Source organism: Microbacterium sp. K35 (assembly GCF_004794375.1).
GTDB lineage: Bacteria > Actinomycetota > Actinomycetes > Actinomycetales > Microbacteriaceae > Microbacterium > Microbacterium sufflavum.
The window spans coordinates 1-8,904 of record NZ_SSDM01000335.1; the positions used below are offsets into that span (position 1 = coordinate 1).

Below are 8,904 nucleotides of genomic sequence, written 5' to 3' on the forward strand. Positions count from 1 at the left end.
TCCATCCGCGCATCCGACGCCGCGAACCGCGCATCCATCCGCTCTTCCATGCCCGAGAATCGCCCCTCGACCATCGCGATCCGCGCATCCGATGCCGCAAACCGCGAATCCATCCGCGTGACGAGCCAGCCGAAGCCGCTTGCCATCGCGACGATGATCGTCACCGTCGACCCCAGGATGGTGATCACTTCCATCGACACGAACATCTCCCCAGTCTCACTCGCGTTCCCGCCGCTGTCACGACCCTACGGTGCAGCATTCCGCCGTTCGCGCCGCGGCCACGCGATCCGGGGAGCACGCGTGAGACTGCACACCCGTGCAGCAGGACCGGGCAGGCGTCCGCGGACCCATAGGCTGGAGAGATGGCCCCCTCCCCTTACACCTGCGTGCTCTGGGACGTCGACGGCACGATCGTCGACGCCTCGGTCGGCATCCTCCGTCGGCTGCACGTCGTCCTCACGCACTTCGGCCGTCCCGCCCCGACGCGGGAGGAACTGGTGCACTGGATCGGGCCGCCCATGTTCCAGTCGTTCCAGGACCAGGCCGGCATGACGCCCGCGGAGTCCGCCGAGGCCGTGGCGTTCTACCGCACGCTGGGCAAGGCCGACGGTTACACCACGGACGTGCGCACGTATCCCGGTGTCGCCGAGCTCATCCACGACCTGCATGCCGCGGGAGTGCCGCAGGCGACCGCGAGCTCCAAGCCGGAGAACCAGGTCGATGCGCTGGTCGACCACTTCGGTCTCCGGCCCGCCTTCCTCACGACCGTCGGCGCGACTCCGGACGAGGCGACGCTCGCGTCGAAGACCGACATCGTCGCCGAAGCCCTGCGCCGCCTGGGCGCGCTCGGCGTCGACACGTCACGCCCCGTCCTCGTCGGCGACCGCCATCATGATGTCGAGGGCGGCAAGGCCAACGGCGTCCCCGTGATCTTCGTCGAGTGGGGCTTCAGCGACCCGCACGAGGGAGGCGACGCGGCGTTCCGCGTCGCCTCGGTCGACGAACTGCGGGCCCTGCTGCTCGGCTGAGCCCGTCACCACTGACGCAGAAAGCGGAACTCCCCGTCGAAAGGACGCTCGAGTGCGTTCTTCAGACGGGGAGTCCCGGTGTCGTCCGCGTCAGAGCGGGCGGATGTTCTCTGCCTGCAGGCCCTTCGGACCCTGCGCCACATCGAACTCGACTCGCTGGTTCTCGTCGAGAGACCGGTAGCCGGATGACTGGATGGCGGAGTAGTGCGCGAAGACGTCAGCGCCTCCGTCGTCGGGGGAGATGAAGCCGAAGCCCTTCTCCGAGTTGAACCACTTGACCGTGCCCTGGGTGCTCATGTACTGCCTGTTCTGCTGATCTAGAAGCCGACGCAGGGGTGCACCGACATCGCTAACGCTAGTGGAGGCGACCCCGGCGGCAATAGGAGAGGCAAGAAGGTAATCCAAATGTTGCATGAGCGTCATGCGACCAGCGCGGCGGGGCTTTCGATCCGCTCCCGGAAAATGGTGTGGCCCTCACCGCGGGGGGAGCGATGAGGGCCGAAGACGACCGGAGGGTGCGTCAGAGACAGCCTAACCCCTTTCGGACCTCCTTGTCCCCCTTTTGGGGGACAAATCCGAAAATTGGTGGGAGAATGAACGAGAGCGGCCCCCTCGAGTAGCCCATTGGGGACTGAACTACTCGAGAGGGCCCAATCGCATACACGGATCGTCGTGCCCCTGGGGTGGGCCGTCCGTCTCCTGGGGAGAGACGGAGACGATCAATCCCCTGTGCATGCACCTTCACCATAGGGGAGGACGACCGTTCCCGCCACGGATCCTCGCCGCCGGTAGCCTGAGGCGGTGACGATGCTGAACAAGGACATGACGCTGTGCATCTCGCTGTCCGCGCGACCCAGCAACAACGGAACCCGCTTCCACAACCACCTCTACGAGGCACTGGGGCTCAACTGGATCTACAAGGCCTTCGCGCCGACCGATCTGGCCCAGGCGATCGCCGGTGTCCGCGGACTCGGCATCCGCGGATGCGCGATCTCCATGCCCTATAAGGAGGATGTCATCGGCCTCGTCGATCGGATGGACGCCTCCGCGCGCGCGATCGACTCCGTCAACACCATCGTGAACGACGACGGGGTACTGACCGCCTACAACACCGACTACTCGGCGATCGCGACCCTGATCGCCCGCAACGGCATCGACCCGCGGTCGTCTGTGCTGCTGCGGGGTTCGGGCGGCATGGCGAAGGCGACCGCTGCGGCCTTCCGCGACGGGGGCTTCACCGACCTCACGATCGTCGCCCGCAACGAAGCCCGCGGGCGCGCCCTCGCGGACCATTACGGCTTCGACTGGCGTCCGGAGCCCAGCGACGCGACAGCGGACGTGCTCGTCAACGTCACGCCGATCGGCATGGCGGGCGGGGCCGAGGAGCACGCGCTCTCGTTCAGCGAGCAGGCGATCGCGGCATCGACGGTGGTGTTCGATGTGGTCGCGCTGCCGGCGGAGACCCCCGTGGTGGCTGCGGGGCGTGCGGCGGGCGCCACGGTCATCACCGGCGCCGAGGTCGCGACCCTCCAGGCGCTCGAGCAGTTCGTGCTCTACACCGGTGTGCGTCCGACACCGGCCCAGGTCCAGGCCGCCGAAGACTATATGCGATCCGGGGCATGAATCCCCGCGCAACCGATCACCCGGCACGCCCTTCGGCCAGATAGGCCAGCCGATGCAGCGTCTCGGCGTTGCGCCACCGCAGGATCGGTGCGGTCAGGAAGCGGGGGAGCAGGGTCGCGGGGCCCTTCACGGGTTCCTCGTCGATACGCACCTGGCAGCCGGTCGCCGTCGACCTCGCCCGCAGGGTGACCTGCGCCTCGCCGACCGGCCAGCCGCGCGCGCGCAGCACCGCCCGGTGCGGCGGATGCCACTGCAGCAGTTCGGTCGTATCGTCGAGCAGCGCGGGCCACACGCCGACCGAATGGTGCAGCTGCGCGCCCGGAGCGGGCCAGGCCGCGTCGACATCGCGCATGCGCGACGCTCCGACGACCCAGGCGGGGTACAGCCAGCCGTCCGCCAGCACACGGAACACGTCCTCGGTGGTGCACGCCAGGTCTCGGGTGTTCGTCGCCATGGTTCCTCCGTTCCGCCGCCAGTGTGACGGGTGCGCACACCGCCTGCACAGGCGCTTGACAAGCGTCGTCCCCTCACCGCTAGCACAGTCCATCGCCGAACGCTCCCCCCTGGAGGACCGGTCCCAGCGCTGCGAGGGTCGAGTCATGCTCCACAGACTCACCGGCCGGATCTCGCACGGCGTCGAGACGATCGTGCGCGACGACTCCCCGTTCCTCCTGACCCGCGGCTACGACTTCGGAGCCCGCATCTGGCGGCGTGCACGACCGGGCGCCCGGTCTGCCCCGATGCACCTGCTCGGCGACGAGGCCGCCCTCGTCCGCGGCGCCGAGGGCATCGACCTGTTCTACGACGAGAGTCGCATCGCCCGGCACGGCGCGATGCCCGCGATCGTGCAGGAGACGCTGTTCGGGCATGGCTCCGTCCACAGCCTCGACGGCGACGCCCACCGTCACCGCAAGGCGACGTTCGTCGCGGTCGCCTACGAGGACGAGCAGGTCGCGCGGCTCACGCCCTGGCTCGAGCGGGAGTGGGCGCGGGAGCGCGACGCCTGGCTCGACGGCGGCACCCGCAGCGCCTATGACGCGGCCGTCGGGGCGTTCGGACGCGCGATCATGGGCTGGGCGGGCCTTCCGGGGACGCCCGCCGCGAAGACGCGCTGGGCCGCTCGGCTGGCCCAGATCGTCGACGGGTTCGGCGCGCCGTACTCGCCCGCCTACCTCGCCGCGACCGCGAACCGGATGTGGTCCGACCGGCACGCTCAGCGCCTCATCGAGGCCGTCCGCGCCGGAACGCTCGCGGCTCCTGAGGGCACCGCCCTCGCGCTGTGGGCCGCGCATCGCGACGTCGATGGCACCCTGCTCCCCGCACGGACCGCGGGCATCGAACTGCAGAACAGCATCCGGCCGATGATCGCCGCCGCCCGGTTCGTGGCGTTCGCGGCGAAGCAGCTCCACGACCACCCGGAGTGGCGCGCCCGCATCGCGGCCGAGACCGCGGAACGGCAGGCTCTCGTGGGCGGCGCTCTCGCCACCCGGTTCGCGCAGGAGGTGCGGCGCACGGGACTGTTCGTGCCGATGCTCCCGGGGCGTGCGCTCACCGACATCGAGATCGACGGCGTGCGGGTGCCGAAGGGCGGTCGCGTGGTGCTCGACATCCTCGGCACCGACACCGACGAGCAGTCGTGGGCGCACGCGCACCGCTTCGCCCCGGAGCGCTTCACCGACGTGACCGACCACGAAGAGGTGAAGACGTTCATCCCGCAGGGCGGGGCCGACGTCGCCACGGGACACCGCTGCCCCGGCGAGAAGCTCGTGGTCGCGGGACTCACGGCTGCGATCGCGGTGCTCAGCGACCCGCGGCTGCGCGTGCTCGACGAGGGCCTCGCGGTGAACCGACGACGGCTGCCCACCAAGCCCGCGTCCGGCGGACGGGTGCGCGCGGCCGGCTCCGGCCGCGGCTGCCCCTTCCACTGAGCGCGGGATCGCATGCGCCACGGCACCTGTCAACCGGGTGTTCACACCGACCGGCGACGCGGAGGCTGGGACGACCACAGTCGACCGGAGCAGAGGACATCATGAAGGCACTGACCTGGCAGGGCAAGCGCACGGTGACGGTCGAGGAGGTCCCCGACCCGCACATCCAGCAGCCGGAGGACGCGATCATCCGCGTCACCTCATCGGCGATCTGCGGCTCCGACCTGCATCTGTACGAGCTGCTCGGTCCATTCCTGGATCGCGGCGACATCCTCGGGCACGAGCCCATGGGTGTGGTGGTCGAGGTGGGCGCGAACGTCACCTCGCTGCAGCCCGGAGACCGGGTCGTCATCCCGTTCAACATCGCGTGCGGGGAGTGCTTCTTCTGCCGTCGCGGCCTGCAGTCGCAGTGCGAGACCACGCAGGTGCGCGAGTACGGCAGCGGAGCAGCCCTGTTCGGCTACACCAAGCTCTACGGCCAGGTGCCGGGCGGACAGGCGGAGTACCTGCGGGTGCCGCTTGCGGACTACAACCACATCAAGGTCGCGCCCGACCTTCCCGACGAGCGCTACCTGTTCCTCAGCGACATCCTCCCCACCGCGTGGCAGGGCGTGGAGTACGCGCAGGTGCCGGAGGGCGGCACCCTCGCCGTGATGGGCCTCGGCCCGGTCGGGCAGTTCGTCGCCAGGGTGGGCCGTCACCGCGGGCACCGCGTCATCGCCGTCGACCCGGTGCCCGAGCGGCGGGCCATGGCCGAACGGCACGGCATCGAGACGCTCGACCTCACCGACACCGTCGTCGCCGAGATCCGCGACACCACCGAGGGCCGCGGGGCCGACTCCGTGGTCGACGCGGTGGGGCTCGAAGCCCACGGGAACAGCGGCATCGAGTTCGTGCAGAAGGCCGTGGGGCTGCTGCCCGATCCCGCCGCGCGACAGCTGCTCGACAAGGCGGGGATCGACCGCCTCGCCGCGGTCTACGCCTCGATCGACGCGGTGCGACGGGGCGGGACCGTGTCGCTGAGTGGCGTCTATGCGGGTGACGCCGACATCCTGCCGATGAAGACGATGTTCGACAAGCAGGTCACGCTGCGGATGGGGCAGTGCAACGTCAAGAACTGGATCGACGACCTGCTGCCGCTCGTGGAGGACGCCGCCGATCCGCTCGGCGTGATGGACCTCACCACGCATCACGCCCCGCTCGACGACGCACCCGACCTCTACCGCACGTTCCAGCAGAAGGAGGACGGCTGCATCAAGGTCGTGCTGCATCCGTCCACGGTGTGACCGTGGGGTGATCAGTCCTCCGGGCGCCGAGTGCCGATGCCGGGCTCGTCGTTGTGCTCGGACTCGTCCGGCACGGAGGCGTCGGATGACGGGTCCACGCGGGCGGCCTGCCCGGCGCCCGCGTCGGCCCCCGCACCGCCCGCCGGCACGTTCTCGATGAGGTCGGCGTCGTCCCCGCCCCGCTCGGCGAGGTGCTCCGAGATCGGACCGGCACCGGGTCGGGCGGACCCGGCATCGGGGGACGGATACGTGGGGTCGGTGGGCTCCGCGCCGGACTCGACCCTGTCCTCCTCCTCCGGCTGCATGCGCTCCGGATCGTTCAGGTGGCCCTCGTCGTGCGTCATGGCGTGCTCCTCTCGTCGGATGAGACGTCCAGGGTGCGCCGGATGCCGCGCGAGGGGAGGGCCGTTGACAGCACCTCGTCGCGCGGGTATCCGGCGCACCTCTCGGACGCGCATCCGCAGCGTCCGCCGCGATGCCGCCGTCCGGGGAGTCCTCAGCCCTTCGCGCCCTTGCGGGGCTTGAGGAACTCGTCTGGAGCGTTCTTGGCCTTCTTGGCGGCCCGCTTCTCCTTGAGTGAGAGCTGCGGGGCCTTCTTGCTCGCTCGACCCTGGGTGGACTTTCCGGACATGTGCGCTTCCCCTTTTCGTGGCTGGCGTAACCCCTGACCATACCCGGAACGGCATAGAAGTCAAATTTCCTGCTGAGCGGCAAAAAAAGCGTCGCCGTCGGCCGGTCGGGAACGGCGTCTCGCGAGGGAGCGGTCGGGGTGATGGCACGGCCGCCGGAAGCGATCGAGGCGCTAGCGTGTGCGCTCATGAGCGTCTACCGCGACCTGGGACTTCGACCGCTGATCAACGCGTGGGGCACGGTGACCGCGGTCGGCGGCTCGCTCCTGGCGCCCGAGGTGCTCGACGCGATGCGCGAGGCCGCCGGGGCCTACGTCGACCTGCACGCCCTGCAAGCTCGGGCGGGGGAACGCATCGCCGCCGCGCTCGATGTGGAGGCCGCCTGTGTCACTGCGGGAGCGGCCGCGGGGCTCACGGTCGCCACGGCCGCCGCGATGACCCGCGACCACCCGGAGCTGCGCGCCCGGCTGCCGCGCGCCTCCGGACTGCCGGACGAGTGCCTGATGCTGCGCGGCCATCGCAACCGCTACGACACGGCGGTGGCGGTCGCGGGTGCCCGCGTGGTCGAGGTGGAGGACGCGACGGGGGCGAGCGTGGAGGAGCTGCGCCGGGCCCTCAGCGACCGGACCGCGCTCCTGCTGTGGATGGCGGAGGCCCGGTCGCTGCCCGGCTCGCCGCCGCTCGCGGAGGTCGCCGCGGTGCTGCACGAGCACGGCATCCCGCTGGTGGTGGACGCCGCCGCCGAGGTGCCGCCGCGGGCGCTGGTGCGGCAGATGCTCGACGAGGGTGCCGACCTCGTGGTGCTCAGCGGTGGCAAGGAGGTCCGCGGACCGCAGTCGTCGGGGATGATCCTCGGTCGGCGCGAGCTGGTGGCCGCGTGCGCGGCCGTCGCCTATCCGCACCACGGTGTCGCCCGGGGGATGAAGACCGACAAGGAGACGATCGTGGGGCTGGTGGCGGCGGTCGAGCTGTTCGCTCGGCGGGACGAGGCCGTGGAGCAGGCCGCCCGGGAGCGGATGGTGTCGGAGCTGGTCGCGGGGCTCGCGGGGTGCGCGGATCTGCGCGTGCGGCGCCACGTGCTGGAGAGCCCCGGCATCCAGCCCGCCTCGATCCCGCGCGCCTACGTACGGCCGCTGCACGCGACGGCAGCGGCGGTTGCGGAGCGTCTGCGCTCCGGTGATCCCGCGGTCGTGGTGGGCGTGGACGGCGACGAGATCGCACTGAATCCGCAGTGCCTCACGCCGGAGCAGGTGCCGGTGGTGGTGCAGGCGGTCATCCGGGCGTGCGCGCTGGTGTCATGAATTTTCATTGACGGGCGCGCGTTCGTAGTTTAGTTTCGTCGTGAACAGGCCGCCCTCGACCGAGAGATGCTCATGCCCGCGCCGCGCGACCCCGCCCTGAGCCGCCTCGCCCACAGCCTGCTGTGGCCCGGATTCGCCGGGCGCACCGCCCCCGACTGGCTCCGGCGAGCGCTCGACCACGGTCTCGCCGGCGTCGTGTACTTCGCGCAGAACCTCGATCCCGCCGACCCGGATCAGCCGCGCGCGCTCTCGGCGGAGATCCACGGACGACATCCCGGAGCGCTGATCGGCGTCGACGAGGAGGGCGGTATCGTCACCCGCCTGGAAGCGGCCGCGGGCTCATCGACGCCCGGCAACGCGGTGCTCGGCCGCCTCGACGACATCGACCTCACCGAGCGCGTCGCCGCCTGGACCGGCCGGCTCGTGGCCTCCGCGGGCATCGACGTCGACCTGGCGCCGACCGTCGACGTCAACGCCGACCCGCGCAACCCCGTGATCGGCGTCCGCTCGTTCGGCGCCGACCCCGACGTCGTCGCCCGCCATGCCGCCGCGGCCGTCCGGGGGATCCAGTCCGCCGGGGTCGCCGCGTGCCCCAAGCACTTCCCCGGTCACGGCGACACCGTCACCGACTCGCACCTGGCGCCGGCGACCGCCGATGTGACGCTCGAACAGCTGCACGCCGTGCATCTGCCGCCGTTCCGCGCCGCGATCGAGGCGGGCGCGAAGACCCTCATGACGGCGCACATCCGCGTGCCCGCGCTCGGCGACGCACCGGCGACCCTCAACCCGACGAGCCTGCGCCTGGCCCGCGACCTGGGCTTCGACGGGGTGCTCATCACCGACGCGGTCGACATGGCGGCGATCCGCGGCACGGTCGGCTCGGGGCCCGGCGCGGTCGGGGCCCTCGCCGCGGGCGCAGACCTCGTGTGCATCGGCAACCCCGCCCTCAACCCGCAGGTCGGCGGCGAGCGCACCGACCAGGTCGAGTTCGAGGAGGTGCTGCACGCCGTGTACGAGGCGCTGCTGTCGGGCGCGTTGCCTGTCGCGCGCGCGGAGGAGGCGGCGGCGCGGCTCGCCGAGCTCTCGGCCTGGCGCCGCGACCACGGGGA

At 71.0% G+C, this 8,904-nt stretch carries 10 protein-coding genes and 1 pseudogene; 6 read left to right on the forward strand and 5 right to left on the reverse strand.

What is annotated here, in order from left to right:
• Window positions 1-206: pseudogene (locus DW299_RS13280) on the reverse strand (response regulator); the annotation flags it as partial.
• Window positions 207-362: 156 nt separating this feature from the next.
• Between DW299_RS13280 and DW299_RS13285 the strand changes: the two are divergent.
• Window positions 363-1,028: an HAD hydrolase-like protein gene (locus DW299_RS13285; protein WP_136036881.1), complete on the forward strand. Its 666-nt coding sequence runs from the start codon at window positions 363-365 to the stop codon at window positions 1,026-1,028.
• Window positions 1,029-1,118: 90 nt separating this feature from the next.
• Here the strand turns inward: DW299_RS13285 and DW299_RS13290 are convergent, their stop codons facing one another.
• Entirely contained in the window at window positions 1,119-1,325 is a 207-nt protein-coding gene (locus DW299_RS13290; RefSeq protein WP_136034351.1) for a cold-shock protein, read from the reverse strand.
• Between the two features lie 504 nt (window positions 1,326-1,829).
• Here DW299_RS13290 and DW299_RS13295 point away from each other — a divergent pair.
• Window positions 1,830-2,651 carry a shikimate 5-dehydrogenase gene (locus DW299_RS13295; RefSeq protein ID WP_205814400.1) on the forward strand — a complete coding sequence of 274 codons (822 nt, stop codon included), beginning with the start codon at window positions 1,830-1,832 and terminating at the stop codon, window positions 2,649-2,651.
• 16 nt (window positions 2,652-2,667) lie between these two features.
• Here DW299_RS13295 and DW299_RS13300 read toward each other — a convergent pair whose 3' ends face one another.
• A complete protein-coding gene (locus DW299_RS13300) occupies window positions 2,668-3,105 on the reverse strand; it encodes an SRPBCC family protein (protein WP_136036882.1) in 438 nt (145 codons plus the stop codon).
• A gap of 145 nt (window positions 3,106-3,250) precedes the next feature.
• Between DW299_RS13300 and DW299_RS13305 the strand changes: the two genes are divergently transcribed.
• Together DW299_RS13305 and DW299_RS13310 are read left to right on the forward strand one after the other, a co-directional pair.
• Entirely contained in the window at window positions 3,251-4,579 is a 1,329-nt protein-coding gene (locus DW299_RS13305; RefSeq protein WP_136036883.1) for a cytochrome P450, read from the forward strand.
• Window positions 4,580-4,680: 101 nt separating this feature from the next.
• The gene (locus DW299_RS13310; RefSeq protein ID WP_136036884.1) at window positions 4,681-5,865 is read left to right on the forward strand and encodes a zinc-dependent alcohol dehydrogenase; all 1,185 of its coding nucleotides are present in this window, start codon (window positions 4,681-4,683) and stop codon (window positions 5,863-5,865) included.
• 11 nt (window positions 5,866-5,876) lie between these two features.
• On the opposite strand, the gene DW299_RS13315 is transcribed toward DW299_RS13310, so the two are convergent.
• Window positions 5,877-6,209 carry a hypothetical protein gene (locus DW299_RS13315; RefSeq protein ID WP_136036885.1) on the reverse strand — a complete coding sequence of 111 codons (333 nt, stop codon included), beginning with the start codon at window positions 6,207-6,209 and terminating at the stop codon, window positions 5,877-5,879.
• A 152-nt stretch (window positions 6,210-6,361) separates the two neighbouring features.
• The gene (locus DW299_RS19635) at window positions 6,362-6,496 is read right to left on the reverse strand and encodes a hypothetical protein (protein ID WP_275089379.1); all 135 of its coding nucleotides are present in this window, start codon (window positions 6,494-6,496) and stop codon (window positions 6,362-6,364) included.
• A 186-nt stretch (window positions 6,497-6,682) separates the two neighbouring features.
• On the opposite strand from DW299_RS19635, the gene DW299_RS13320 reads away from it, so the two are divergent.
• Together DW299_RS13320 and DW299_RS13325 are read left to right on the forward strand one after the other, a co-directional pair.
• Complete coding sequence (locus DW299_RS13320; protein ID WP_168443146.1) at window positions 6,683-7,795, forward strand: aminotransferase class V-fold PLP-dependent enzyme; 1,113 nt, start codon at window positions 6,683-6,685, stop codon at window positions 7,793-7,795.
• Between the two features lie 72 nt (window positions 7,796-7,867).
• The coding region (locus DW299_RS13325; RefSeq protein WP_136036887.1) for a glycoside hydrolase family 3 N-terminal domain-containing protein at window positions 7,868-8,904 on the forward strand (1,037 nt) is incomplete at its 3' end.

Excerpts from the sequence above, each read along its gene's own strand:
- DW299_RS13285 (WP_136036881.1), top strand. The coding sequence starts at position 363 with ATGGCCCCCTCCCCTTACACCTGCGTGCTCTGGGACGTCGACGGCACG.
- DW299_RS19635 (WP_275089379.1), bottom strand. The coding sequence starts at position 6,496 with ATGTCCGGAAAGTCCACCCAGGGTCGAGCGAGCAAGAAGGCCCCGCAG.
- DW299_RS13290 (WP_136034351.1), bottom strand. The coding sequence starts at position 1,325 with ATGAGCACCCAGGGCACGGTCAAGTGGTTCAACTCGGAGAAGGGCTTC.
- DW299_RS13320 (WP_168443146.1), top strand. The coding sequence starts at position 6,683 with ATGAGCGTCTACCGCGACCTGGGACTTCGACCGCTGATCAACGCGTGG.
- DW299_RS13300 (WP_136036882.1), bottom strand. The coding sequence starts at position 3,105 with ATGGCGACGAACACCCGAGACCTGGCGTGCACCACCGAGGACGTGTTC.
- DW299_RS13305 (WP_136036883.1), top strand. The coding sequence starts at position 3,251 with ATGCTCCACAGACTCACCGGCCGGATCTCGCACGGCGTCGAGACGATC.
- DW299_RS13315 (WP_136036885.1), bottom strand. The coding sequence starts at position 6,209 with ATGACGCACGACGAGGGCCACCTGAACGATCCGGAGCGCATGCAGCCG.
- DW299_RS13310 (WP_136036884.1), top strand. The coding sequence starts at position 4,681 with ATGAAGGCACTGACCTGGCAGGGCAAGCGCACGGTGACGGTCGAGGAG.